We start from the raw sequence: 23,338 nt of genomic DNA, 5'->3' as shown, positions 1-23,338 counted from the left end.
GTATGATTTTCGATTCAGACGGTTCAACCACCATCGTTTTTCAAGAAAATACCACACTTTCAGTTTTTTTGAAAAACCTAAAAGATGCTTATCCTAAGATTAAGAACGATAATATAATTGTTAACCTTTTTTCCTTTTCAAAGTTGAATGCCGGCGATGTTCTAGAGTTTCTGCAGATATCTGAAGCGCATAGAAAATCGAAAAAATCATTTGTACTGGTCACCGATAAGGTGTCGTACGAAGAAGTGCCCGATAAGATTATTGTTGTGCCCACTATTCAAGAGGCGCACGATATCATTGAAATGGAAGAAATAGAAAGAGATCTAGATTTATGAGTGACTATCACCTATCTCAAGTAAACATCGCAAGAATGCTTGCACCTATCGACAGCCCGGTAATGGCCGATTTCGTCAAAGATTTGGATCGTATCAACGGTATTGCCGATAAGAGTACGGGGTTTATTTGGAGATTAAAGGGTGATGAAAACAACGCAACGGCCTTGCGGGTCTTTGAAGATGATTTCTTGATCATCAATATGTCCGTTTGGGAATCCAAGGAAGCCTTGTTCAATTTTACGTACGCCTCACAACATGCCGGTGTGCTCAAGCGAAAAAAGGAATGGTTTCACAGTATGGCCGATATGCATATGTGCCTTTGGTATATAGAAAAAGGACATGTGCCTACGCCCGAAGAGGCAAAACAACGCTTAAACTATCTTAATACACACGGCGAGTCTCCGTACGCCTTTAGTTTTAAAGGGCAATTTTCAGCTGAAGACGCTTTGAAATATTCGCCCAAGAACTAACAACAAAATGAAATTGCACATTCTAGGTTGCTACGCAGCCACCCCGAGAACCTTGACCAACCCCACTTCACAGGTACTCGAAATAGGGAACCACATGTTTCTCATCGATTGCGGGGAAGGAACACAGGTGCAATTGCGCAAACTTAAGCTCAAATTTTCCCGCATCAACCATATTTTTATTTCGCACTTGCACGGCGACCACTTTTTTGGCCTGCCCGGATTGGTCTCTACTTTTAGGCTGTTGGGCAGGGAGAAGGAATTACATATTTACGGCCCCAAAGGTATCAAGGACGCCATTACGCTCTTATTAAAGTTGGGTGATTCGTGGACAAACTACCATATCCATTTTCATGAACTGACAAGTGCCGGACCCGAAGTTATTTTTGAGGATGACAAGGTAAGTGTAGAGACCGTTCCCTTGACCCATAGGGTGTATACCAATGGTTTTCTTTTTAAGGAAAAATTGGGCGAGCGAAAGCTGAGTGTAGAAGCCGTAGCTAAGTATAAGGTCGATAAGGCCTATTTTCAAAATATTAAAAATGGGCGCGATGTAACCATGGACGACGGTACCGTTTTGCCGAATGCCTTGTTGAGCTTTGATCCGCCGAAACCCAAGAGTTATGCCTATTGTAGCGATACGGCCTACAAGCCTGATATTGTGGGGCAAATTGACCATGCTACGGCACTGTACCACGAATCTACTTTCTTGGAGTCTGAGGCCGACTTGGCGGTAAAAACCAAGCATAGTACGGCCAAGCAAGCGGCAGCAATCGCGAAATCGGCCCATGTAGAACGACTTATTTTGGGGCATTATTCTACACGTTACAAATCGATCGGGCTTTTTAGGCAAGAAGCCTCGGAAGTCTTCCCTGATGTAGAACTTGCCGATGATGGTAAGTTTTTTGAGTTTTAGTATCCTTCCTATTTTTGCGTTAAAAATCTTTTGCTGAACTTTGGTTGAACAGATTTCAGTAATAAGATTATGCAAAAAGATTTAGGTGATTATCGTAAGTCATACGAAAAAAGTGCCCTTTTAGAAGGCGCTATTTCGGAAAACCCCATGGAGCTCTTTCAAAAATGGTTTCATGAAACCGAGGCTTCGGAAGGTGTAGATGAACCCAATGCCATGACGGTATCTACAATTGGTTTGGATGGCTTTCCGAAGAGCAGGGTGGTGTTGTTGAAGAAGTTCACTTACGAAGGCTTTATATTTTACACCAACTATAATAGCGAAAAGGGAAAGGCCATTGCGGCCAACCCGAATGTATGTGTATCCTTTTTTTGGCCGAATATGGAAAGGCAGGTCATTATTAAGGGAAAGGCCGAAAAAATTGCAAAAAATTTATCGGACGGTTATTTTGAGTCACGTCCTGACGGAAGTAAACTAGGGGCCTTGGTTTCAGATCAAAGTTCGGTTATTCCTTCCCGGGAAATCTTGGAAACCAAGTTGAAGGCACTCGAACGCGAGTACGAAAACAAAGAGATTCTTAGGCCCGAACACTGGGGTGGATACTTGGTCAGGCCCCAATCGATTGAGTTTTGGCAAGGTAGGCCCAATCGTTTACACGACCGTATAAGGTATGTGTTGGTGGATCAACTGGATTGGAAAATGGAGCGTTTGGCTCCCTAAAAGCAGAGAGACATGTAAGGGGCGATGTCAAAACATTTTTAAACTTTAAATTTTGGTTAAATGAAAACATTGGTATTGGTCAGACACGGCAAATCTTCATGGGATTATTCAGTAGGCGATAGGGATCGCCCCTTACAGGAAAGAGGGATTAGAGACGCCCTTAAGGTGTCTTCCGCCTTTAAACCACAAGCCGTAAAAATCGATAAGGTTTTCTCAAGCCCCGCCAATAGGGCTTTGCATACTTGTATGATTTTTATGAGGCAATTGGGCCTGCCCTTGGCTAAAGTGGAGGTTACTGACGAGCTTTATGACTTTTCAGGTGAGTCGGTCTTTGATTTTGTCGAAAAGCTTGATGATGCCCTTGATTCCGTTTTGGTCTTCGGGCATAATCATGCCTTTACCTATGTTGCCAATTCTTTGGGAAATACCTATATTGACAACGTTTCTACTAGTGGACTGGTACACCTTGATTTTAATGTGGATTTTTGGAAATCGGTTCAAAAAGGAACAACTAAACAGACAATTTTTCCCAAAGACCTTAGATAGATGATTAAAACAAAAACGAAATATATAAATCGAGAAATCAGTTGGTTACGATTTAATGAAAGGGTGCTTCAAGAATGTGAGGATGAAAATGTGCCACTGATCGAACGACTTCGGTTTTTGGGTATTTTCTCTAACAACCTTGATGAGTTCTTCAAGGTACGCTACGCTACGGTAAAGCGAATTTTTGAGGCAGGAAAGTCGGGAAAGAGTGTTTTGGGAGGAGAAAAGGCCAAAGATTTGTTGGAAGAGATCACCAAATTCGTAATCGAACAGCAACGTAAGAGTGTTGAGATTCTTAAGAAGATAGAAAACGAACTGGAGGAACAGGATATCTTTTTGTTGAATGAAAATGAACTCACTGAGAAGCAAGGGGAGTTCGTTAGAAAGTACTTCATCCAAAAGGTGAGTCCTCAATTGATGACCATAATTCTCAACGACTTGGCTGAGTTTCCGATGTTGAAGGATACGGCGGCATACTTGGCCATTAAAATGGTGTTAAAGAGCGATGATCGTACCAAGCGAACCTATGAGAAGAAGGAGAAACGGTATGCGCTTATAGAAATTCCGAAGGGAATAGACCGTTTTGTGGTGCTTCCCAAAGAGGGCAATAAGAACTATATTATTATTCTAGACGATGTCATTCGGTATTGTATGGACAGCGTTTTTCCGATGTTCGATTATAAGTCCATATCATCTCACATGATCAAGATTACCAGAGATGCCGAGCTTGATATCGATAACGACTTGAGTAAAAGTTTTATAGAGAAGATATACTCAAGTGTAGAGCATAGGAAAATCAGTGATCCCGTACGTTTCGTCTACGATAAGAATATAGAGACCGATACCCTTGATTTTCTTAAGGATAAAATGGGAATCGAAGATGCCGATAGTGTTATACCTGGCGGTCGCTACCACAATAAAAGGGACTATATGGGCTTTCCTAGTTTGGGAAGGGAAGATCTTATGTACGAGAAAATAGCACCCTTACCCGTAAAAGGATTGCCTTTAGAAGGTAGTTTGCTTGAAAAGATAGCAGAGAAGGACTATCTGCAGTACACGCCCTACCACACCTTTTCCTATGTGCTTAAGTTTTTAAGGGAAGCGGCATTGGACCCTAAGGTAAAGACCATCAAGATTACCGTTTATCGCCTGGCCAACGATTCTCAAGTGGCGGCTTGCCTTTCCAACGCAGTGAAGAACGGAAAGCAGGTGACCTTGCAGATCGAGTTGCGCGCTCGCTTTGATGAACAAGCCAACATTAGGTATGCCGAAGAATTACAGGCAGAAGGTGTAAAACTGATTTTTGGTGTACCAGGCCTGAAAGTGCATAGTAAAATTTGTATGATCGAGCGGGAGGAAAACGGACTCATAAAGCGCTACGGTTTTATCAGTACCGGAAACTTCAACGAGTCTACGGCCCGTATCTATACCGATTATACCTTGTTTACGGCAAACGAACCTATTTTAAAGGAGTTGAACAAGGTTTTCGATTTCTTTGAAACAACATATAAGATCAATAAATACAGGCACTTGATCGTGTCTCCCCACTATACTAAAAGTTTCTTTAAAAAGTTGATTCAGAAAGAGATAAATAACGCAAAAGAGGGTAAAGAGGCGTATATCAAGATCAAGATGAACAGTTTTACGTCGTACAAGATGATCGATATGTTGTACAAGGCTAGTAATGCCGGTGTTAAAATTCAACTGATCGTACGGGGTATCTGTTGTCTGATACCGGGCATAAAGGGTATGAGCGAGAATATCGAGGCCATCAGTATAGTGGATAAGTTTTTAGAGCATCCGCGTTTGTTTATTTTCTGTAATGATGGGGATCCGAGGGTGTTTATTTCTTCGGCCGATTTTATGACGCGTAACCTAGAGAATAGGGTAGAGGTAGGGTGTCCTATCTATGATGAAGATGTAAAAAATGAGCTGATCGATACTTTTGAAATATCGTGGAACGATAATGTAAAGGCCAGGGTGTTCAATGAGGCCCAAGATAATGCCTATCGTGTGAACAATAAACCGAAACTAAGGTCGCAGTTCGCTATGTACGACTATTACAGGGATAAATTAGGTTCTGATATACCTACTACAACGGAGTAAAAAAAAGCCTCTGCTATAACGTATATGGCAGAGGTTGGTCTTAACCGTGGATACTTTCTTTTTTTCCGAGGTCTTTCATAATCTCGGCTTCGTAATCTAATAGGGCCTGCCATTTTTGGTCAACTTCGGCACGGTCACCGTATTGACGTGCAAATTTAAGGAACATCGTATAGTGGCCGGCTTCGCTTACCATTAATTTGTGATAAAACTCGGCCAGTTCCTTGTCTTCGAGTTCTTCGGAAAGCAACCTGAAACGTTCGCAACTTCGGGCTTCTATCAAGGCGGCATATAAAAGCCGGTGTACCAATTGATGGGTACGACTACCTCCTTTTGGGAAAAATTGCGTCAATTTATTCACATATTCGTCCTTTCTGTCGCGACCCAAAACCTGGCCACGGGCAATAATGCGGTCGTGTACCATTTTAAAGTGGGCCATCTCTTCGCGGGAAAGTGCGATCATTTCTTCTACCAATTCGGTATATTCGGGAAAACCTATGATCAACGATATGGCCGTGCTCGCTGCCTTTTGTTCGCAATAGGCATGGTCGGTCAGTATTTCATCGATATTTTTCTCAACAATATTCACCCATCTTGGGTCGGTCGGTAGCTTTAGGCCTAGCATAATTCAATTTTTCGTAAAATTAGCAAGAATCTTTGTAAAGTATAACTAGAATTTAGCATCTAAAATATCAAGTTTCCCCTAAAGAATAATTAGTTTTGTGATTAGTTGTTTTTTATGGAGCCAAATCACATAAAGAACAGGGTTGTTACCACTTGTCAAGAAACCCGAAAAACAGATTATGAAATTTACCAAATTAGACCAAGGACTAAGGTCTTTGCTGAATAGCAATCTAGACCCTGAAACGAAATCATGGTTACATTCAAAGTTAGAGTTAATTGTAGGTTCGAGTTCCGCTAAGGAACTTTATATGACCTATAGTTTATTGGCCAGTAAAATAGATGCGAACAAAGCTTTGCAACTGGGCTCCGATACCGATGAAGTAACCGCGTATCTGCGAACACAAAATGCAAGCACCCTAGAGATAGCGAGAATCTATCTCTTGATAGAGGTGCTGAAAGCCGATGCTGCTTTTTTTACGCCAAAAGTGGCCAACCTGATTCAGGTGGCCGATACGGGCGAACTCGAGACGTTTTTAAAGTATTTGATGCTTTTGCCCGACGCCGAAAACTACAAGCAAACGGCAGTGGAGGCTTTGCGAACCAATATAGCTACGATTTTTGAGGCTATTAGCATGCAGAACCCCTATCCTGCAAAATACTTCAACGATCAGCAATGGAACCAAATGTACTTGAAAGCGGCTTTTATGCAATTGGATCTTTCCAATATTTTGAGTATTGATGAGCGTGCCAATAAAGATTTGGCCCGTATTATATCGGATTATGCCCATGAACGATGGGCGGCTTCCCGAGAAATCGAACCCTTGTTCTGGAGGCCTGTAGCGGCATTTTTAGACGACAATCTCCTAAAGGATATGCAAGGCCTGTTCACAAGTGACAATCCTGTAGAAAACAAGGTGGCGGCACTGTGTTGTTATAATTCCGAAGTGCCGAAGGCCAAAGAATTATTGGCACACTACCCTCAATTGCAGTCAGAAGTGGCGAATGAAAAAATTACCTGGAATAATATAAAAGCTTAATATGGAAGATAAAATGATGATAATCGACCCGCATGTGCATATGTCATCGCGGACTACTGATGATTATGAAGCTATGGCCGCGGCCGGAGTAGTGGCTATAATAGAACCTTCGTTCTGGTTGGGCCAACCAAGAACACAAGTAGGCTCTTTTCAAGATTATTACAGTAGCCTGGTCGGTTGGGAGCCTTTTAGGGCAAGCCAATTTGGTATTCAACATTATTGCACCATAGGGCTGAATTCAAAAGAGGCCAATAACGAGGCCTTGGCAGAACAGGTCATAGAGCTTTTGCCCTTGTATGTACATAAGCAAAATGTGGTGGCTATTGGTGAAATCGGTTATGACGATCAAACCCCGGCAGAAGACAAGTATTTTCGCCTGCAATTGGAAATGGCCAAAGAACTGGGTATGGTCGTTCAGGTACATACGCCACACCGTGATAAAAAAGCCGGTACGTTAAAAAGTATGGAGGTTTGTTTGGAACATGGCCTTGATCCCTCTAAGGTGGTTATTGACCATAACAACGAAGAAACCGTAAAAGATGTGCTTGATAGAGGTTTTATCGCTGCGTTTACCATTTACCCCAAAACCAAAATGGGCAATGAACGCATGGTAGAGGTGGTTAAAAAATATGGCAGTGACAATATTATTGTCGATAGCTCTGCAGATTGGGGCGTTAGTGATCCTTTGGCCGTACCGAAGACCGCTAACCTTATGTTGAAAAGAGGTATAGCCCGTGAGGACGTGGTAAAGACTTGCTACCAAAATGCCTTGGATATCTTTGGTTCCAATGGTAAAATGAAGGAAGAGCATTGGTTGAACCCTAAGGGAATCAATCAGGCCCAGCTTTTTAATGATAATAGCGTTTTGAGGGGGCAAGAACCTCGAATAGATTCAGACCAGATTACATAATGAATCGCACGTTTCTTGGCTATGCTCGCTTGGCAAGACCAGCTAATTTGCCTACGGCCGCGGCCGATATATTGGCCGGTGTGGCTATTGGGGGTGTTTTTGTAGGGGGTGTTCAAAGCGATTTTATAGGGTCTAGTGTTTTCCTGAATGTCGTGTATTTGGTATTCTCGTCCGTCTTTCTTTATGCCGGAGGGGTAATCCTTAACGATGTTTTTGATTTTAAACTCGATAAGGTCGAACGGCCCGAACGGCCTATACCTAGTGGTGTAGTGCCATTGCGTTCGGCCGCCATATATGGAGGGCTTACTTTGACCATCGGCGTAGGACTGGCCTTTTTGGTTTCCCAGCTGTCGGGTATCGTAGCCTTGGCACTGGCTTTGGCCATTTTGCTATACGATGCGGTCGCTAAAAGATATGATTTCTTCGGGCCCTTGAGTATGGGGCTATGCAGGGGGGTAAACTTGCTGTTGGGTATGTCCGTTCTGGGCAACTTCGATTATTGGTTTATGGCCCTCATCCCTATCGTTTATATATTTGCCATTACCCTCATAAGTAGGGGGGAAGTACACGGAAAAAACAAAAACCATATCGTATTGGCAGGCGTGCTTTATGCTACGGTTGTTTTGGCTGTGGCATCCATAGCCTTTTTGTATACGGATGCCCGTATATTTCCGTTATTGTTTTTGGTATTGTTTGCGTTCACGGTTTTTAGGCCTTTGATAAAGGCATATACCGTTAACTCTCCCGAGAATATCAAAAAAGCCGTTATGGCGGGAGTCATAGCGCTAATTTTACTCGATTCATCTATCGCCGTTGCATTTTCCGATTGGTGGTACGGATTGTGCATATTGGCATTACTGCCCGTTTCAATGGGCTTGTCTAAATTATTTGCCGTTACCTAAGGTCAATTTATTATTGACGTTCAAAAGAAATACAATGTTTAAAACTATAGAGCAGAAGTTTGAGGTTTCCTATCGATATGGCCTCTATTTTACAGAAAACCTTTTTGGGACTACGAATACCCTGTTCAGGGATATTATAAAAGAATACAAAAACGAGCCCGTAAAACTGCTTTTTGTAATTGATGATGGCGTAGCGCTTGCCCATCCACAACTTGTAAAGAGCATAGAGACCTACTGCCAGAACTACCAAGAAAACTTGGTGCATATGAAAAGTATGGTGGTTCAAGGGGGCGAGGCGTGTAAGAACGATCAAGGTCAGGTCGAAGATATTCTAAAGGCCGTTAGTGAGTATGCCATTTGCCGCCATTCTTTTGTTGTGGTTATAGGTGGGGGTGCCGTTATTGATATGACGGGATATGCCGCTGCTATAGCGCATAGAGGGGTGAAATTGATTCGAATACCAACGACCGTGCTTTCCCAAGATGATTCTGCCGTGGGGGTAAAGAATAGCGTAAATGCCTTCGGAAAGAAGAATTTTATAGGAACCTTTGCGCCTCCTTATGCTATTATTAACGATACGGACTTCCTTAAGACTTTAGAGCAACGCGATTGGATCGCCGGTATTTCTGAAGCCTTAAAAGTGGCATTGATCAAAGATGCCGTCTTTTTTGAATACTTAGAGAAAAACGCACACCTCTTGCGCGATAGAAATATGGAAGCCATGCAATATACCATTTATAGGTGTGCCGAAATGCATATGCACCATATCGCCCAAGGAGGGGATCCTTTTGAAAGCGGATCGTCCCGACCTCTTGATTTCGGACATTGGGCGGCCCATAAATTGGAATATATGACCAATTACGCGCTTCGCCACGGTGAGGCCGTTGCAAAAGGTATTGTTTTGGATGTGGCTTATGCCCATTTGATCGGTCTGATAAACGAAGCCGACTTAAACCGCATTGTACGCGTCTTTCAGAACATTGGTTTCGACTTGAGTTTTCCGTTGGCTTCCGCGAAGGAGGTAGACGAACTGCTTAACGGAATTGAGGAATTTAGGGAACACTTGGGCGGTGTGCTTACGATTACCCTGATTTCGGATATCGGTGTAAAACACGACGTTCATGAAATTGACCGGGAGGTCATGAAAAAAGCATTGGACGTAGTAAACGAAATTTCTAAACTTAAAGTAGAGTAGCTTGCGCATAGATAATAATTTTCAACTTACGTATTGTACCAATATCCATCCCGGATTCGATTGGAAGACCACTTTTGATAGTCTTAAAGAACACGTTCCACAGATAAGGGGCAAAGTGTCTCCCGATAAGCCTTTTGGCTTGGGCTTACGGTTGTCTAATAAGGCGAGTGAGGAGCTCGATATGGATGGAAACCTAGAGGAGTTTAAGCAATGGATGGCCGAAAACCAGGTATATGTTTTTACCATGAACGGTTTTCCTTATGGGAACTTTCATAACGAGCGGGTCAAAGACGATGTTCATGCGCCCGATTGGACGACACCGGAACGCCTCACCTATACCAAACGAATGTTCGATCAGTTGGCGGCCTTGCTTCCTGATGGTATTTCTGGGGGAATTTCCACTTCTCCCGTTAGTTATAAATATTGGCATGCTACGGAAGACGCTGTGAAATCGGCTTTTGAAACCGGGGCGAAAAATATGATAGAGGTGGCCATGCATCTCAATGAAATAGAGCGGCAGACCGGAAAATATTTGCATCTTGATATAGAACCTGAGCCCGACGGAATGTTGGAGAACAGTGACGAGGTGCTAGGCTTTTTTGCAGATTATCTTTTGCCTATCGGTACATCGGTAATTGTCGAAAAGCTCGGGGTCGATGTGGAAACGGCCGAAAAAATGATACGTCGTCACCTAACCGTATGCTACGATATCTGTCATTTTTCATTGGCTTTTGAGGAGCCGACCGATACCTTTGAAAAATTCGCTGAAGCGGGAATAGTTATCGGGAAAATACAGGTAAGTGCCGCTTTGAAGATTCTGTCGAACCCTTCGGGGAACGATGAAATATGGAAGGCTTTGACGCTTTTTGATGAGCCTACCTATCTCCATCAGGTTACCGAGAAAATTGGGGGAAAGGTGGTGACCTATAACGACCTACCTATTGTTCTTAAGGATAAAAAGGAATTTCAAGAATTGCGGGCGCATTTTCATGTGCCTATATTTTTAGAACGTTTTGGTGCGTTGGATTCGACCCAAGACCATATTCTAAAGGTGATGGAGTATGTAAAGAAGCATCCCGTTTCAGAACATTTGGAAATAGAGACCTATACTTGGGATGTGCTTCCGGCAGCTTTAAAAAAAGACCTTTCAGAGTCTATCATTAGGGAAATCGATTGGTTTGTAGAAAAGTTTTAGAAGATGAAAAAAACGCTAGTGATCAATGTTGTGGGTCTTACCCAACGTCTTATCGGGGAGCATACCCCCTTTATTGAGTCTTTTTTAAAAAAAGGCAAGTCGGCCTATATCAGTCCTGTTTTACCAGCGGTAACTTGTTCGGTCCAGTCTACCTATCTGACCGGGAAAACCCCGTCTGAACACGGTGTAGTGGGGAATGGCTGGTATTTTAAAGAGGAATGCGAGGTGAAATTCTGGCGTCAATCGAATAAATTGGTGCAGAGCGAAAAGCTTTGGGACGAGTTAAAAAGGGAAGATGAACATTTTACCTGTGCCAACCATTTCTGGTGGTATAATATGTACTCTAATGTAGATTATAGTTTAACGCCACGGCCCAATTACTTGGCGGATGGGCGAAAGATTCCCGATGTGTATTCGTATCCCCCTGAACTGAGGGATACCTTGCAGGAAGAGTTGGGTACCTTCCCTTTATTCCAATTTTGGGGGCCGAAAACTTCCATTAAATCGAGTAAATGGATTGCCGATGCAGCCATACGTACCGATGAGATGCATAACCCGACCCTGTCATTGGTTTACCTTCCACATTTAGATTACAATTTGCAACGTCACGGCCTTGATTTTACCAAGATCAAAAAGGACCTTAAGGAAATAGATGGGGTGGTGGAGCAGTTGGTGACGCATTTTCAACAGCGCAATGCACGTATTGTATTGCTATCTGAATATGGTATTACCGATGTGAGCAATCCTATTCATTTGAACAGGATCCTGCGTTCCAAAGGCTATATCGCCATACGGGAAGAACGCGGATTGGAGTTGTTGGATGCCGGGCAGAGCAAGGCCTTTGCGGTAGCGGACCACCAAATAGCCCATGTTTATTTGAACGACCCTTCGGTAAAGTTGGAAGTTAAGGCTTTGTTGGAGTCGGTTTCGGGGGTAGAAATGGTATTGACAGGGGAAGAATTGCAAAAGGTCAATTTACAACATGAACGTTGTGGAGACCTTGTGGTTGTGGCCGATGCGGACTCATGGTTTACCTACTATTTTTGGTTAGATGATGCTAAGGCTCCCGACTATGCGCGTATGGTGGATATTCATAAAAAACCGGGTTATGATCCAGTGGAAATGTTGACGGACCCTAAGGATAAATTGGTGATGGCCAAGGTTATCGGTAAATTATTGAAGAAGAAATTGGGATTCAGGACGGTAATGAACATTATACCCTTGGATGCCACCTTGGTAAAGGGGTCGCATGGTAGGATTCCGGAAGATAAGGCTGATTTTCCTATTTTGGTTACCGATCAGATCAACGCTACTTTCGACGATGCTATTGAAGCGACCGATGTATACCAGATCTTAAAAAACCATGTAACCGAAGATATATGAGGTATTTTTTTAAACTACTGGGCTTTGTGTTTACGGCCTTGTTTCTATGGTCGGCCTATGTTCAGAATAACGACCCCGATGCCTTTTTATGGTATGGTATTTATGGCCTTGCCGCGATAGCTTCGCTATTGTTCGCTATGGATAGGTTGAAATTTTCCGTGGCGGCTGTCTTGGGAATGCTTTATTTGATAGGAGCCATTGTTTCTTGGCCCGAAAAATTTGAAGGTTTTACCATTGGTGAAGGTAATATCGAAAATATTGAAAGAGGCCGGGAAGCTTGTGGTCTACTGATTGTGGCCTTGGTTATGTTCACTTATATGTGGCGTGAACGGTATGTAAAAAGACGATTAAAGGTCTAGGTCAAAAGTTTGGCGCAGCAAATCTATGGCGGGGTTTTTCTCCCGTAATTTTTGATATTTTTCTTCTGGGGTAAACGCGAACTTTTTGGCTACGGTTTCGTTTACGGTTATTTTTAGTTCAATAAAGTAGTTGTTGAGTTTTTTTCTCAGATACTCCATCAGGTCGTATTGCTCTCGCTCAATCTCCTTTTTCATAGTGCCGTTGGGAAGCTCGATCCAAATGGTTTTTTCTTGAAGCAGTTTCGGTACATCGGCATTGAGGTTGGAAGCTAATATTTTCTTGCCCTCCAAATCGATTTTATCGACAAAATCGGCCCAGTGCTTCTGCATTTCCTCTTCGGTAAATGGGTCTTTGGGTAGCTTACTTTCGTCAATGGTCTCGTCTTTTCGGCTTAGCTCGTGCTCTTTTTTGATCTTTAAGCTTGAAAGGGAGAGTCCTGATACCCTTTTGCCGCCACCGATATTGAGTTTTTTTATCGGAGGTGTTTCCGGTTGGGGTTCGGTTTCGGGCTTGGGTTCTACCACAGCATCCGAACTCGGAACTTCTTTCGGGCTTTCTTGGGGCCGATAATGGGTTTGCTCTTCCTTGTTCTTTGCTTCTACGGGGGTAGGGGGCGCTGCTGGCGATTGTTCTTGGGCGGTGCTTTCCTTTGGTTTTTTTTGTAGGGCATTGTTCCCCTTAAAAAAAGAAGCGGGAGCGATAAAGTCAGGGCTAGGGCCTGTTAAGATGTCGTGTTCAGAATTTTTTTTTTCAGCCTCAAAATCAATAGAGGCTAATTTCATCAGGGTAAGTTCTACCAGCAGCCGCTGGTTCTTACTGGTCTTGTACTTGAGGTCGCAATCGTTGGCAATGTTCAAGGCTTGCAATAGGAAGCGGTTAGAGGTCTTCTTTGATTGCTCTAGATAGTTCTGTTTGGCTACGTCGCCAACTTCTAGCAGGTTTATGGTGTCTTGGTGCTGACATACCATAAGGTCCCTGAAATGCGAAGCAAGGCCACTGATAAAGTGATGGCCGTCAAAACCTAGTGACAAGGTTTTGTTGAACAAAAGCAATAATTGGGGAATGTTGTGTTCTAAAATCAAATCGGTTGCCGAGAAATAGGTGTCGTAGTCAAGAACGTTAAGGTTCTCTGTAACGGCTTTTCTCGTCAATTCCTTTCCTGAAAAACTAACGACCCTGTCAAAAATGGAGAGGGCGTCCCTCATGGCACCGTCCGCTTTTTGGGCTATAATGTGCAAGGCGTCGTCATCTGCAACAATGCCTTGGTTTTCGGCTATGTATTTTAGGTATTCGGCGGCGTCTTTGACGGTAATTCGCTTGAAATCAAAAATTTGACAACGCGAAAGTATCGTAGGTATAATTTTGTGCTTCTCTGTGGTCGCCAAAATGAAAATGGCGTGTTTTGGTGGCTCTTCCAGGGTTTTTAGAAAAGCGTTGAAAGCCGATTGCGAGAGCATATGCACCTCATCGATGATATATACTTTGTATTTGCCGACTTGGGGCGGGATACGTACCTGGTCGATAAGGTTACGGATATCGTCTACCGAGTTGTTCGAAGCGGCATCGAGCTCAAAAATATTGAAGGCAAAATCTTCACCTTCACGTTCGGTACCATCTGAATTGATCTGTTTGGCCAAAATACGCGCACAGGTAGTTTTACCAACTCCCCTAGGGCCACAGAATAAAAGGGCCTGTGCCAAATGATTGTGTTCAATGGCATTGGTGAGGGTATTGGTAATGGCCTGTTGTCCCACAACATCCCTAAATGTCTGGGGTCTATATTTACGTGCCGATACAATAAAGGGTTCCAAAAGAAACTACGGTTTAGAATTTACGTTCACTCGAATGTGCAAATATAAAAATAGGATTGGTAAGAGGGTTTTATTTCGACAAGATAAAGTCTTTATTTATCAACAATTGTTCTAATTTTGCAGGTTGAGCAGGTCGCCTTATCGCTGCCGTGAAAACGGGAGAGGAAAGTCCGGACACCATAGTGCAGCATAGCGGGTAACGCCCGTCGTCCGTTTAACGGAAAGGACAAGTGCAGCAGAAAGTATGTACAGGTAATGCTGTAGTGAAACCAGGTAAACTCTATGCGGTGAAACGCCATGTAAATCGGTGCTTGAGGGTTGCACGCCCGAGCCGAAGGGTAGGCGGTTAGAGGCCAGCAGTAATGTTGGTACTAGATAAATGATAGGGAAGTCCCTCGGGGCTTGACAGAATCCGGCTTATGGCCTGCTTTTTTTATTTTTGGTTTAGAGGGTGACTGGTTCGGGCCAGGCAAAAAAGCTAAAAATGCTACCTCCGTACTTTCTTTTTTCCACAAAATGTTCAAGATGTGATAGGTCCATGTGGCTCGAGTGCTCAATGATGAGTAGTCCGTTGTCTAGCAATAGGCCGTTTTCGAATACCTTTTGGGGAATTTTTTCAAAGGACTCTATAGGAAGGTCATAAGGAGGGTCGGCAAATATGATGGTCGCCTTTTCCCGCGATTTTTCAAGATAGGTAAAAACATCGCTTTTAAATGCGGCAATACCCATCTCAAGGGCGTCGGAGGTGTCGTTGATAAATTTTACGCAGCCATAATCGGCATCTACCGCGCTTATGTTTTTGGTGCCCCGGGAGGCGAATTCATAGCTGATATTTCCGGTGCCCGAAAAAAGATCTACTACGGTGAGCTCGTCAAAATAATAGCGGTTGTTCAAAATGTTGAATAGGGCCTCCTTGGCCATATCCGTGGTGGGGCGAACCGGAAGTTTTTTGGGGGCGCTTATTCGCTTACCCTTATGTGTGCCTGAAATGATGCGCATTAAAAAGCGTTTATAACGGTGAAATCTATGGTCTCTTCTTTAGAGTTTAAATGGGGGTGCTCAGAGAAGGAAGGGAAAAATATCGAGACGTTCTTTGCGTAATTGTAGCAAAGCGTGTAGATGTCATCGCCTTCTTCGATCTGACCGAAAAGCTTTATGAAGACCGACTCGGTATCGAGTTCAAGTTGCTCTAAGGTAAAAAGCAGGTAGTATAAAAAGTCTTCTTTGGTGATGAAGGTAAAACTGTTGTAGAGTAAAAGTTTCTTTCCGGAGATTATGGTGACATCCATCTGTTGTTCCGAGATAAGAACATAACAGGTGGGCTCTTTTGAAGCCATATGGGTGTTCATCAATGATTCTACTAATACGGTTCCGTTATGCTTAAAAGTAAATTCGCCGAAAAGGTCGTAAATGTAATTGTTGATGTTTACAAAAGGAACATAGACATTGATGATATCAAAGCTATCGAGTTCATCATAGGCCAAGTGGTCATTGGCCAGTATTTTGGTGTTGAACTTTAGGTAGTTGGCCAGTTCTTCTTCGTTGAACAAGGGTTTGGGTACTAGGCTAAAGAGAGTGTTGCGGTGGACTACCACAACTTCTGAATACTGGTCTTGTTCTATTTTGTGGGTGGAGAAGAGAAGTTTTAAGCGCTTTAATACCTCGTAGGGCGTCAATCTTTTGGCAAAGACTACGCTCTCGGCACTTACAATGGAATTTTCTACAGTATTGAGGACACAAAAAGAAAGTCCATTCAAGCTAACTTGAATGGACAGTTTTTTGAAATCTTCCACTAGTTCTCCAGTGTTATTTTTTGTCTCCTTTTTTGTCATATATAGGGGGCCAGTTTCCGTTGGTACTGACTTCGTCTAAAGATCCAACTTTGATAAAAGGTCCGTTTACTTCTTCAACACCAACTTCGGCTTTTTCTTTCTTAAGGAGGGTTTCAGGCTGGTCATACAATACAACAGCCTTGTCAACCTTAGCTTCAAAAACAGGGGCTTTGTAATTTCCTTTAGTAAGAATCGAAGCTTTCATTTCGAATTTCTCACCACCTTTTGCAAAAGGTACTTCCATTAGGGTTTTATAGCGGTTGTCACTTTTGAAAAGTGAGTCTTTAACCGATACCGTACCTAGGGTGTCTATAATTCTCACTTCTCTAAGCATATCGATGCCGTAAGTCTTATCGAATTCCATATAAGATGAATCTCTCTGCTGGGTAATGGTATAATGAGCAGTATCGATAAACTTAATCAAACTGTTAAAGTCGTTAGCGTATTTTCTGTTGACTGTTTTGTAGGCCTCCTGCGCATTTTTAATGTCTTTCAATTTGGCGATAACCTGCCCGAAACGTTCTTCCTTCACTTTATTGAATTCGATGGGCCCTGTAACTGATTGGTATATAAGGTATCCCAAACCTATACAAGCTATCCACAGTACAATTTGAATTATGGTCTTCATTTCTTAAGTGTTAATTATATTTTAGTGGTTGTCACAAATCTACAATTTTTTTTCAATCGCAAAAGTTTTTCGCCCAAAAATCCTGTTTATATTTGAGGTCTATGACAATGTTGACCGATGCATCTTTTTATAAAATTCTAAAGGAAAAATTTCCACACGAACCTACGCTGAAGCAGGCCATAGCCTTAGAAAAGTTGGCCATCTTTATACTTTCAAAGCGAAAGGAGGACGTATTTCTTCTAAAAGGCTTTGCGGGTACGGGTAAAACCACCCTGGTCGGCACCTTGGTCAACAGCCTGTGGAAAACCACTATGAAAGCCGTACTTATGGCCCCGACGGGGCGTGCGGCCAAGGTAATGTCAAACTACGCCAATACGCAATCCTTTACGATCCATAGAAAGATATACTTCCCTAAGAAACAGGGGGGTGGGGGGATACAGTTCGTCTTGGCGCCCAACAAGCACCGCAACACTATCTTTATCGTTGATGAAGCGTCTATGATACCCGATGCACCCACCGATTCAAAGCTCTTTGGTAACGGTTCTTTGTTAGATGACCTGATACAGTTCGTGTATTCAGGACATAACTGTAAACTTATTTTAATCGGTGATACCGCCCAGTTGCCGCCGGTGCATTTAGATTTGAGTCCGGCCTTGGATCCCGATAAACTGGCCTTGAATTATAATAAGGAAGTGATACGATTGGAACTTGACGAGGTGGTGCGCCAAGCTGAAAATTCCGGAATTTTGGTTAACGCCACCCTGCTTCGTGAACAATTACAAGGAAGTTTCTTTGAAAATTTCCAATTTCACCTCGATAACTATAAGGATATCGTCAGGCTCGTTGACGGATATGAGATACAGGAAGCCATTGACAACAGTTATTCGGAAAATGGAAAGGAAGAGACCGCATTTATCGTGCGCTCCAATAAAAGGGCCAACCTCTACAATGAAAACATTCGCAGTCGCATCTTGTTTCTAGAGAACGAGTTGGCGGTGGGTGATTATATGATGGTGGTCAAAAACAACTATTTTTGGCTGAGTCCGAATACGGAGGCAGGTTTTATTGCCAATGGGGATATCATAGAGGTGCTTGAAATTTTTGCCATTAAGGAACTGTACGGCTTCCGGTTTGCCGAAGTGAAGGTGCAAATGGTAGATTATCCTAATCAGAAACCTTTTGAAACGGTACTTCTGTTAGATACCATAAAGGCCGAAACACCTTCGTTGCCCTATGAAGAGGGCAATAGGTTGTATCAGGAGGTAATGAAGGATTACGCCAACGAAAGTTCAAAGTACAAGAAGTTTTTGGGAGTAAAGAACAATAAGTATTTTAATGCGCTACAGGTCAAGTTTTCCTATGCCATCACCTGCCATAAGTCACAGGGGGGGCAGTGGAATACGGTTTTCGTGGAGCAGCCCTACTTGCCGAACGGTGTGGATAAAGAGTATTTACGTTGGTTGTATACGGCTGTTACAAGGGCCAAAAAACAATTGTACCTTATCGGATTTAAGGACGATTTTTTTGTTGATTCGGAATAGGCTAAATTCGTCTTGGTAAAGCGCTAGTTTTAAATCGGTTTGCCGCTGAAGGGGGAGGCCTTGGCTTAGCGGGTCGAATGGCGGAATGAAATAATTTTAGTTGAGATGACATCAGATACCATTATCAGTATTTTTTTAGGGGTAGGCTTGGCCGCTTCGGTAGGCTTTCGTGTATTCTTGCCGCTTTTTGCCTTGAGTCTGGCCTCGTACACAGGGGTCTGGGAGTTGAATGAGAGCTGGCAGTGGATCGGTAGTTTAGCGGCTTTGATTACGCTGGGCGTCGCCACGTTTGTGGAAATTTTCGCCTACTTTATCCCTTGGGTAGATAATGTTTTAGATAGCTTTGCGGTACCTTTGGCCGCTATTGCGGGTACAGCTGTAATGGTGTCTACCGTGGCAGATCTTGATCCCGTGGTTACTTGGTCTTTGGCCATAATAGCCGGTGGCGGTACCGCTACGGCCATTAAAGGGGCAGGGGCGACCAGTAGATTGGCTTCGACGGCTACCACCGGAGGATTGGGAAATCCCTTGGTTTCGACGGTAGAGACGGGTACCGCCTTAGTCGTGACCACGGCCTCTATATTCGCTCCTATTTTGGCCGCATTTTTGGTGGTTATCATTTTAGCTTTGATTTTTAGGATCTATAGAAAACTAAGGCCTAGGACAAAAAGATAGATACTGTTTGAGCGGTAAGCTTATGCCAACGGATGTTTTGGCCGTAGGCATGAAGTATAAAATATGTAGTTAACGATAATACTATAGTAAAGTGAAGATAATAGCCATGATACCGGCCCGTTATGCCGCATCGCGATTTCCGGCAAAGTTGATGCAGGACCTTTCGGGTAAGCCGGTTATATTACGAACATATGAAGCTGCGCTAAAAACCATGCTCTTCGACGAGGTATTCGTTGTAACCGATAGCGATGTTATTTACAATACCATTATAAGTGCTGGTGGCCAAGCCTTAATGAGCCAAAAAGAGCATGATTGTGGTAGTGACCGTATTGCCGAGGCCGTTACCGATATGCATGTTGATATCATTGTCAATGTTCAGGGGGATGAACCTTTTACCGATCGCGAGAGCCTGGCAGGGGTATTGGAGGTGTTTAAGCAGGATCCCGATAAAGAAATCGACTTAGCTTCGTTAATGGTACGTATTACCGATGAAGAGGAAATAAGCAACCCTAATACGGTCAAGGTTATAGTCGACAACCGAAATTTTGCATTGTATTTTTCACGTTCGCCTATTCCTTATCCTAGAAATAAAGATATAGAGAGCATATATTATAAGCACAAAGGTATCTATGCCTTTAGAAAACGGGCCTTGATGGACTTTCAAAGGTTGCCGATGCTGCCCTTGGAGGCCATAGAAAAGATAGAGGCCATACGTTATTTGGAGTACGGCAAAAAAATTAAGATGGTGGAAACCACGGTTTCCGGAATAGAAATCGATACCCCTGAAGATTTGAAAAGAGCACAACAGGCATGGAAGTAGACTATAGTAATATTAAGGTCGTCGGTTTTGATGCCGATGATACGCTATGGGTAAATGAAACCTATTTTAGGGAGGCCGAAACAAAGTTTGGCAAGCTTCTCGAAGGGTACGAAACCATGAATACCATTGATCAAGAGTTGTTCAGAATGGAAATCAAAAACCTTGAGCTTTACGGTTACGGGGTTAAGGGATTTATGCTTTCAATGGTAGAATCGGCATTGGAACTGTCGAACAATAGGGTTTCGCAGGCAACGATCGGCGAAATCTTGAATATTGGCAAAGAGATGCTAAGGCAACCTGTAGAATTGTTAGGGGGCGTAAGGGAAGTTTTACGTAAATTGAGCGGAAATTATCGGTTAATAGTACTGACCAAAGGAGACTTATTGGATCAAGAACGCAAATTGGAACGATCGGGACTTTCTGAATTTTTTCAACATGTGGAGGTTTTGAGCGATAAAAAAGAAGAAAACTATCTACATTTGTTGAACCATTTGCAGATCGATGTAAACGAATTTCTTATGATCGGAAACTCTTTGAAATCGGATGTTCTTCCCCTTGTGAATATTGGGGCCCAAGCGGTTCACGTTCCTTTTCATACCACCTGGCAGCACGAAGAGGTCAAAGTAAATGAGGATGATTATAAATATCTGAAAATAAATAGATTGACAGATATTTTGGGGTATTTGAAATAAGACTATGGAGGTTAAAAAAGATATGGGGCGTAAGCCCGAAACAATTAATGTGAATACTGAATATAAGAATTTTCCAATGGTACCCAGGGTGGTATTCGGAAGGGGGAGTTTTGATCAATTGGGAGCTATTTTAATGCCGAGAAGGAAGCATTCCGAAGCACCGTTTATTTTTTTGGTCGATGATGTTTTTGAGAATACCGAATTGGCCAAAAGAATCCCTTTAATTTTTAATGATCAGATTATTTTTATTTCGGCGGAAGAAGAGCCGAAAACGACCCAGGTAGATGTCTTGGTCGATAAAATCAAGGCCGAATTCGGGGAATTGCCTTCCGGTATCGTCGGAATCGGTGGCGGAACATTGCTTGACTTGGCAAAGGCCGTGGCCATCTTGCTAACGAACAACGGTAGTTCTTCTGACTATCAAGGTTGGGATTTGGTTCATAAACCTGCCGTTTTCCATGCCGGAATACCTACCATAAGCGGTACGGGTGCCGAGGTTTCTAGAACTACCGTACTCTTGGGGCCCGAAAAGAAATTAGGAATCAATTCCGATCATACCACTTTTGACCAAGTGCTTTTAGATCCCGATTTGACCCAAGGGGTCAGCAAAGAGCAGTGGTTCTATACGGGTATGGATTGTTATATCCACTGTATCGAGTCATTGACGGGAACTTACCTGAACGCCTTTAGCCAAAGTTATGGCGAAAAGGCCTTGGAACTCTGTAAAGAAGTCTATTTAGGGAGTTTATCCCCTGAAGAATCGCGTGATAAATTAATGATGGCATCATGGCACGGGGGTATGAGCATAGCCTATTCACAGGTGGGTGTAGCCCATGCGATGAGTTACGGTCTCGGCTATTTGTTGGGGGTTAAACATGGTATTGGCAATTGTTTGGTGTTTCAACACTTGGAGGAGTTTTATCCTGAAGGCGTGGCCCTTTTTCACGAAATGAGGCAAAAGCACGATATAGCATTGCCGCAAGGGGTTTGTGCCAACCTAAGTGATGCCGATTTTGAGACAATGATTTCCGTTGCCATGAATATGGTTCCCTTATGGGAAAACGCCTTAGGTAAGAACTGGCGGGAAACCATTACTCCTGAAAAGTTGAGGTCTATTTATGAAAAAATATAACTTTCCTGCCGCTTAAGGGAAAGTGGTCATGGCATTTTGATGCCTATCCGTATTTTTCTTTAATTTAAAGTTTCCTCTATGCAAAGATTGGCCCGTTTTATTTATTTCAAGCTGATGGGCTGGAAGATGGTCGGTACATTTCCAGGTCATTTAGACAAGTTTGTCATCGCCGTTGTTCCACATACCAGTTATGTCGATTTTTTTCTCGGTTTGTTGATACGGAAAATATGGAATGAACCTATCAATTTTGTCGGTAAAAAAAGTCTCTTTGCCTTTCCTTTCGGTTTTATATTTAGGAAGTTGGGAGGAGAGCCCATTGATCGTAGTAAGAATAACGATATGGTTTCGGCCACAGTAAAGGTATTCCAAGAGCGGAAGAAATTTAGATTGACCATTGCTCCTGAAGGTACCCGGAAAAAAGTGGATAAATGGAAAACCGGGTTTTATTATATCGCCAAAGGAGCCCAAGTGCCCGTTGTGCTGGTGGCCTTTGATTTTGGTAAAAAACAGGTCAAGATTTCAGAACCTTTGTATACTACCGATGATAAAGACGCCGATTTTAAGGTTTATGAAGACTTCTTTAAAGGTGTGGTCGGAAAGATACCACGGCAGCCATAAGGTGTGCTAAGGAAGAAAAGTTTTTTTCGCATCATACAAACTTAGGTTTACCCTATTAAAAAAGCGGCCTATCGGACCGCTTTTTTAATATGTGAAATAACTTTCGTTATCGAATGCTATTCTTGCATTGTATGGTAGACGTTCTGAACATCGTCGTCTTCCTCTATTTTTTCTAAAAGCTTCTCGACATCGGCAGCTTCTTCCTCTGAAAGCTGCTTGGTCACTTGTGGAATGCGCTCGAATCCGGAGGATAAGATTTCAATCTCCCTGTTTTCCAGTTCTTTTTGAATGGCTCCAAAGCTTTCAAAAGGGGCGTAGATCAAAATACCGTCATCATCTACAAAAACCTCTTCCGCTCCAAAATCAATAAGTTCCAGTTCCAGTTCTTCGGGATCGATGCCTTCTGCAGGAATCCTGAAATTGCATGTGTGGTCAAACATAAATTCTACAGAACCCGATGTGCCCAAACTTCCATCACATTTATTGAAATAGCTTCTGATATTGGCAACGGTTCGGGTGTTGTTATCGGTAGCGGTCTCGATGAGGATGGCTATACCATGGGGTGCGTAACCTTCGAACAATACTTCTTTGTAATCGCCTAGACTCTTATCGGAGGCTCTTTTAATGGCGCGCTCAATATTGTCCTTGGGCATGTTTACCGACTTGGCGTTCTGGATGACCGCCCTAAGTCTTGAATTGGAGTCCGGATCCGGTCCTCCTTCTTTTACAGCTATTACAATATCCTTTCCAATGCGAGTAAAGGCCTTTGACATAGCTGACCATCGCTTCATTTTACGTGCTTTTCGAAACTCAAAAGCTCTTCCCATAATCTGTAACTAAATATTTGTTGAAGGTAGCAAATTTAATAAAATTGACAACGGGTGCAAGTACTTGGCCCT

Annotated in this window: 25 protein-coding genes and 1 other RNA gene; 20 read left to right on the top strand and 6 right to left on the bottom strand. The window is 42.9% G+C overall.

Annotated features, from left to right (window positions below):
* Nucleotides 1–2 precede the first annotated feature (2 nt).
* The 6 genes from ZOBGAL_RS02330 to ppk1 all read left to right on the top strand — a co-directional run bounded on the left by ZOBGAL_RS02330 (nt 3) and on the right by ppk1 (nt 5,087).
* Entirely contained in the window at nt 3–335 is a 333-nt protein-coding gene (locus tag ZOBGAL_RS02330; RefSeq protein WP_013991886.1) for a hypothetical protein, read from the top strand.
* The gene (locus tag ZOBGAL_RS02325; protein ID WP_013991885.1) at nt 332–805 is read left to right on the top strand and encodes a DUF3291 domain-containing protein; all 474 of its coding nucleotides are present in this window, start codon (nt 332–334) and stop codon (nt 803–805) included. Before ZOBGAL_RS02330 ends, ZOBGAL_RS02325 begins: the two co-directional genes overlap by 4 nt.
* Before the next feature lie 7 nt (nt 806–812).
* Nucleotides 813–1,718 (top strand): ribonuclease Z, encoded by a 906-nt coding sequence (locus ZOBGAL_RS02320; RefSeq protein WP_013991884.1) that lies wholly within the window; start codon nt 813–815, stop codon nt 1,716–1,718.
* 69 nt (nt 1,719–1,787) lie between these two features.
* Nucleotides 1,788–2,435 carry a pyridoxamine 5'-phosphate oxidase gene (pdxH, locus tag ZOBGAL_RS02315; protein WP_013991883.1) on the top strand — a complete coding sequence of 216 codons (648 nt, stop codon included), beginning with the start codon at nt 1,788–1,790 and terminating at the stop codon, nt 2,433–2,435.
* Between the two features lie 60 nt (nt 2,436–2,495).
* Complete coding sequence (locus ZOBGAL_RS02310) at nt 2,496–2,981, top strand: SixA phosphatase family protein (protein ID WP_013991882.1); 486 nt, start codon at nt 2,496–2,498, stop codon at nt 2,979–2,981.
* Complete coding sequence (gene ppk1 / locus ZOBGAL_RS02305) at nt 2,982–5,087, top strand: polyphosphate kinase 1 (protein WP_013991881.1); 2,106 nt, start codon at nt 2,982–2,984, stop codon at nt 5,085–5,087. It abuts the gene before it with no gap.
* Between the two features lie 40 nt (nt 5,088–5,127).
* Here ppk1 and miaE read toward each other — a convergent pair whose 3' ends face one another.
* The gene (gene miaE / locus ZOBGAL_RS02300; RefSeq protein ID WP_013991880.1) at nt 5,128–5,709 is read right to left on the bottom strand and encodes a tRNA-(ms[2]io[6]A)-hydroxylase; all 582 of its coding nucleotides are present in this window, start codon (nt 5,707–5,709) and stop codon (nt 5,128–5,130) included.
* A gap of 178 nt (nt 5,710–5,887) precedes the next feature.
* Here miaE and ZOBGAL_RS02295 point away from each other — a divergent pair, with 178 nt between their 5' ends.
* Genes ZOBGAL_RS02295 through ZOBGAL_RS02265 form a run of 7 tightly spaced genes read left to right on the top strand, consistent with a single transcriptional unit; the run spans nt 5,888 to nt 12,689 of the window.
* Nucleotides 5,888–6,745: an EboA domain-containing protein gene (locus ZOBGAL_RS02295; protein WP_013991879.1), complete on the top strand. Its 858-nt coding sequence runs from the start codon at nt 5,888–5,890 to the stop codon at nt 6,743–6,745.
* A 1-nt stretch (nt 6,746) separates the two neighbouring features.
* A complete protein-coding gene (locus ZOBGAL_RS02290) occupies nt 6,747–7,655 on the top strand; it encodes a TatD family hydrolase (protein ID WP_013991878.1) in 909 nt (302 codons plus the stop codon).
* Nucleotides 7,655–8,557, top strand: coding sequence for a UbiA-like protein EboC (gene eboC, locus ZOBGAL_RS02285; RefSeq protein WP_013991877.1), 903 nt, complete (start codon nt 7,655–7,657; stop codon nt 8,555–8,557). Before ZOBGAL_RS02290 ends, eboC begins: the two co-directional genes overlap by 1 nt.
* Nucleotides 8,558–8,591: 34 nt before the next feature.
* Nucleotides 8,592–9,752 (top strand): 3-dehydroquinate synthase, encoded by a 1,161-nt coding sequence (locus ZOBGAL_RS02280; RefSeq protein ID WP_013991876.1) that lies wholly within the window; start codon nt 8,592–8,594, stop codon nt 9,750–9,752.
* 1 nt (nt 9,753) lies between these two features.
* Complete coding sequence (gene eboE, locus ZOBGAL_RS02275) at nt 9,754–10,947, top strand: metabolite traffic protein EboE (RefSeq protein WP_013991875.1); 1,194 nt, start codon at nt 9,754–9,756, stop codon at nt 10,945–10,947.
* A 3-nt stretch (nt 10,948–10,950) separates the two neighbouring features.
* Nucleotides 10,951–12,330: an alkaline phosphatase family protein gene (locus ZOBGAL_RS02270; RefSeq protein ID WP_013991874.1), complete on the top strand. Its 1,380-nt coding sequence runs from the start codon at nt 10,951–10,953 to the stop codon at nt 12,328–12,330.
* A complete protein-coding gene (locus tag ZOBGAL_RS02265) occupies nt 12,327–12,689 on the top strand; it encodes a transmembrane 220 family protein (RefSeq protein ID WP_013991873.1) in 363 nt (120 codons plus the stop codon). The genes ZOBGAL_RS02270 and ZOBGAL_RS02265 overlap by 4 nt, the downstream gene beginning before the upstream one ends.
* Here the strand turns inward: ZOBGAL_RS02265 and ZOBGAL_RS02260 are convergent.
* Complete coding sequence (locus ZOBGAL_RS02260; RefSeq protein ID WP_013991872.1) at nt 12,678–14,501, bottom strand: DNA polymerase III subunit gamma/tau; 1,824 nt, start codon at nt 14,499–14,501, stop codon at nt 12,678–12,680. The two genes, ZOBGAL_RS02265 and ZOBGAL_RS02260, sit on opposite strands and share 12 nt — an antisense overlap.
* A gap of 125 nt (nt 14,502–14,626) precedes the next feature.
* On the opposite strand from ZOBGAL_RS02260, the gene rnpB reads away from it, so the two are divergent.
* An RNA gene (rnpB, locus tag ZOBGAL_RS22980) (RNase P RNA component class A) lies at nt 14,627–14,936 on the top strand.
* A gap of 9 nt (nt 14,937–14,945) precedes the next feature.
* Here rnpB and ZOBGAL_RS02255 read toward each other — a convergent pair.
* The 3 genes from ZOBGAL_RS02255 to ZOBGAL_RS02245 are packed head-to-tail and all read right to left on the bottom strand — an operon-like array spanning nt 14,946 to nt 16,961.
* A complete protein-coding gene (locus tag ZOBGAL_RS02255; RefSeq protein WP_013991871.1) occupies nt 14,946–15,500 on the bottom strand; it encodes an RsmD family RNA methyltransferase in 555 nt (184 codons plus the stop codon).
* On the bottom strand, nt 15,500–16,333 hold the full coding sequence (locus ZOBGAL_RS02250; RefSeq protein ID WP_013991870.1) for a DUF3822 family protein: 834 nt from the start codon (nt 16,331–16,333) through the stop codon (nt 15,500–15,502). Before ZOBGAL_RS02250 ends, ZOBGAL_RS02255 begins: the two co-directional genes overlap by 1 nt.
* Complete coding sequence (locus ZOBGAL_RS02245; protein ID WP_013991869.1) at nt 16,308–16,961, bottom strand: hypothetical protein; 654 nt, start codon at nt 16,959–16,961, stop codon at nt 16,308–16,310. The genes ZOBGAL_RS02250 and ZOBGAL_RS02245 overlap by 26 nt, the downstream gene beginning before the upstream one ends.
* Before the next feature lie 101 nt (nt 16,962–17,062).
* Here ZOBGAL_RS02245 and ZOBGAL_RS02240 point away from each other — a divergent pair, with 101 nt between their 5' ends.
* From ZOBGAL_RS02240 to ZOBGAL_RS02215, 6 genes are all read left to right on the top strand, one after another.
* Nucleotides 17,063–18,502, top strand: coding sequence for an ATP-dependent DNA helicase (locus ZOBGAL_RS02240; RefSeq protein WP_046287298.1), 1,440 nt, complete (start codon nt 17,063–17,065; stop codon nt 18,500–18,502).
* 105 nt (nt 18,503–18,607) lie between these two features.
* Nucleotides 18,608–19,177 (top strand): DUF4126 domain-containing protein, encoded by a 570-nt coding sequence (locus ZOBGAL_RS02235; protein ID WP_013991867.1) that lies wholly within the window; start codon nt 18,608–18,610, stop codon nt 19,175–19,177.
* A 106-nt stretch (nt 19,178–19,283) separates the two neighbouring features.
* A complete protein-coding gene (gene kdsB, locus ZOBGAL_RS02230) occupies nt 19,284–19,997 on the top strand; it encodes a 3-deoxy-manno-octulosonate cytidylyltransferase (RefSeq protein ID WP_013991866.1) in 714 nt (237 codons plus the stop codon).
* The gene (locus ZOBGAL_RS02225; RefSeq protein ID WP_013991865.1) at nt 19,988–20,689 is read left to right on the top strand and encodes an HAD family hydrolase; all 702 of its coding nucleotides are present in this window, start codon (nt 19,988–19,990) and stop codon (nt 20,687–20,689) included. The genes kdsB and ZOBGAL_RS02225 overlap by 10 nt, the downstream gene beginning before the upstream one ends.
* Nucleotides 20,690–20,693: 4 nt before the next feature.
* Nucleotides 20,694–21,821: an iron-containing alcohol dehydrogenase family protein gene (locus tag ZOBGAL_RS02220; protein ID WP_013991864.1), complete on the top strand. Its 1,128-nt coding sequence runs from the start codon at nt 20,694–20,696 to the stop codon at nt 21,819–21,821.
* Nucleotides 21,822–21,899: 78 nt separating this feature from the next.
* A complete protein-coding gene (locus tag ZOBGAL_RS02215; RefSeq protein WP_013991863.1) occupies nt 21,900–22,439 on the top strand; it encodes a 1-acyl-sn-glycerol-3-phosphate acyltransferase in 540 nt (179 codons plus the stop codon).
* A 116-nt stretch (nt 22,440–22,555) separates the two neighbouring features.
* Here the strand turns inward: ZOBGAL_RS02215 and ZOBGAL_RS02210 are convergent, their stop codons facing one another.
* Complete coding sequence (locus ZOBGAL_RS02210) at nt 22,556–23,266, bottom strand: YebC/PmpR family DNA-binding transcriptional regulator (RefSeq protein WP_013991862.1); 711 nt, start codon at nt 23,264–23,266, stop codon at nt 22,556–22,558.
* Nucleotides 23,267–23,338: the final 72 nt, after the last annotated feature.

The organism is Zobellia galactanivorans (assembly GCF_000973105.1).
GTDB lineage: Bacteria > Bacteroidota > Bacteroidia > Flavobacteriales > Flavobacteriaceae > Zobellia > Zobellia galactanivorans.
This window is presented reverse-complemented; position numbering and strand designations above follow the sequence as displayed.

Excerpts from the sequence above, each read along its gene's own strand:
- pdxH (WP_013991883.1), top strand. The coding sequence starts at position 1,788 with ATGCAAAAAGATTTAGGTGATTATCGTAAGTCATACGAAAAAAGTGCC.
- ZOBGAL_RS02310 (WP_013991882.1), top strand. The coding sequence starts at position 2,496 with ATGAAAACATTGGTATTGGTCAGACACGGCAAATCTTCATGGGATTAT.
- ZOBGAL_RS02250 (WP_013991870.1), bottom strand. The coding sequence starts at position 16,333 with ATGACAAAAAAGGAGACAAAAAATAACACTGGAGAACTAGTGGAAGAT.
- ZOBGAL_RS02265 (WP_013991873.1), top strand. The coding sequence starts at position 12,327 with ATGAGGTATTTTTTTAAACTACTGGGCTTTGTGTTTACGGCCTTGTTT.
- ZOBGAL_RS02225 (WP_013991865.1), top strand. The coding sequence starts at position 19,988 with ATGGAAGTAGACTATAGTAATATTAAGGTCGTCGGTTTTGATGCCGAT.
- ZOBGAL_RS02295 (WP_013991879.1), top strand. The coding sequence starts at position 5,888 with ATGAAATTTACCAAATTAGACCAAGGACTAAGGTCTTTGCTGAATAGC.
- ZOBGAL_RS02280 (WP_013991876.1), top strand. The coding sequence starts at position 8,592 with ATGTTTAAAACTATAGAGCAGAAGTTTGAGGTTTCCTATCGATATGGC.
- miaE (WP_013991880.1), bottom strand. The coding sequence starts at position 5,709 with ATGCTAGGCCTAAAGCTACCGACCGACCCAAGATGGGTGAATATTGTT.
- ZOBGAL_RS02245 (WP_013991869.1), bottom strand. The coding sequence starts at position 16,961 with ATGAAGACCATAATTCAAATTGTACTGTGGATAGCTTGTATAGGTTTG.
- ZOBGAL_RS02330 (WP_013991886.1), top strand. The coding sequence starts at position 3 with ATGATTTTCGATTCAGACGGTTCAACCACCATCGTTTTTCAAGAAAAT.
- ZOBGAL_RS02220 (WP_013991864.1), top strand. The coding sequence starts at position 20,694 with ATGGAGGTTAAAAAAGATATGGGGCGTAAGCCCGAAACAATTAATGTG.
- ZOBGAL_RS02320 (WP_013991884.1), top strand. The coding sequence starts at position 813 with ATGAAATTGCACATTCTAGGTTGCTACGCAGCCACCCCGAGAACCTTG.
- ZOBGAL_RS02210 (WP_013991862.1), bottom strand. The coding sequence starts at position 23,266 with ATGGGAAGAGCTTTTGAGTTTCGAAAAGCACGTAAAATGAAGCGATGG.
- ZOBGAL_RS02270 (WP_013991874.1), top strand. The coding sequence starts at position 10,951 with ATGAAAAAAACGCTAGTGATCAATGTTGTGGGTCTTACCCAACGTCTT.
- ZOBGAL_RS02215 (WP_013991863.1), top strand. The coding sequence starts at position 21,900 with ATGCAAAGATTGGCCCGTTTTATTTATTTCAAGCTGATGGGCTGGAAG.
- ZOBGAL_RS02240 (WP_046287298.1), top strand. The coding sequence starts at position 17,063 with ATGACAATGTTGACCGATGCATCTTTTTATAAAATTCTAAAGGAAAAA.
- kdsB (WP_013991866.1), top strand. The coding sequence starts at position 19,284 with ATGATACCGGCCCGTTATGCCGCATCGCGATTTCCGGCAAAGTTGATG.
- eboC (WP_013991877.1), top strand. The coding sequence starts at position 7,655 with ATGAATCGCACGTTTCTTGGCTATGCTCGCTTGGCAAGACCAGCTAAT.
- ZOBGAL_RS02255 (WP_013991871.1), bottom strand. The coding sequence starts at position 15,500 with ATGCGCATCATTTCAGGCACACATAAGGGTAAGCGAATAAGCGCCCCC.
- ZOBGAL_RS02290 (WP_013991878.1), top strand. The coding sequence starts at position 6,747 with ATGGAAGATAAAATGATGATAATCGACCCGCATGTGCATATGTCATCG.
- ZOBGAL_RS02325 (WP_013991885.1), top strand. The coding sequence starts at position 332 with ATGAGTGACTATCACCTATCTCAAGTAAACATCGCAAGAATGCTTGCA.
- ZOBGAL_RS02235 (WP_013991867.1), top strand. The coding sequence starts at position 18,608 with ATGACATCAGATACCATTATCAGTATTTTTTTAGGGGTAGGCTTGGCC.
- ppk1 (WP_013991881.1), top strand. The coding sequence starts at position 2,982 with ATGATTAAAACAAAAACGAAATATATAAATCGAGAAATCAGTTGGTTA.